A 766-nucleotide genomic window follows, 5' to 3' on the forward strand; every position below is an offset into this window, starting at 1 on the left:
CACCGGCGACCAGCCTGCCGCAAGCAGGGAAGCCGAAATCATGGTCGTCAACGCGATCACGGAGCCTACCGACAAATCGATGCCGCCGGATACAATGACGAAGGTCATCCCCACGGCCGTAATCAATAAAAAGGCATTATCGATGAGCAAGTTCAGCAGCACTTGCAGCGAGAAGAAGCCGGTATACCGGAAAGAGCCTGCGATATACATTGTGGCGAATAAAATAACGGTGACATAAATCGGAATGTATTTGCGATTAAGCAGCATGGCGTTTAGCCTCCCGTTCTCCCGGATAATGACGAGTCTTCCAGCGGATGATCAAGGATTGGCGGAAAGCTTCGGACTGAATCAAGCAGACGGCCAGCACGACGAACGCTTTGACGACGAGCGTGATCTCAGGCGGAACCCCGATCATATAAATCGTTGTCGTCAACGTCTGGATGATAAGCGCGCCGATCAGTGTTCCGCTTAGGTAAAATCTTCCGCCGTTCAGGGAGGTTCCCCCGATGACGACGGCAAGAATGGCATCGAGCTCGTACCATAGACCGGCATTGTTGCCGTCGGCGCTGGAGACGTTCGAGCTCAAGATCAATCCGGCAATCCCCGCACAGACGCCGCAGAAAATATACACGGCCAGCATGACCGTACGGGAGCGAATGCCGGCCAAATGGCTGGCCGTCGGCTTGCAGCCGACCGACTCAATGAACAGACCGAGCGCCGTTTTCCGCGTCAGTAATGCGGCTGCGGCAAACACGATGGCCGCAAG

At 55.2% G+C, this 766-nt stretch carries 1 protein-coding gene and 1 pseudogene; both read right to left on the reverse strand.

What is annotated here, in order from left to right; translation table 11 throughout:
- Nucleotides 1-267 (reverse strand): annotated as a pseudogene (locus GC097_RS16075) (sugar ABC transporter permease YjfF); the annotation flags it as partial.
- Nucleotides 257-766 (reverse strand): ABC transporter permease (locus GC097_RS16080; protein WP_376768395.1); only part of this gene is annotated, 510 nt, incomplete at its 5' end. The gene GC097_RS16080 and the pseudogene GC097_RS16075, both read right to left, overlap by 11 nt.

This window comes from Paenibacillus planticolens, assembly GCF_013141725.1.
GTDB lineage: Bacteria > Bacillota > Bacilli > Paenibacillales > NBRC-103111 > Paenibacillus_E > Paenibacillus_E planticolens.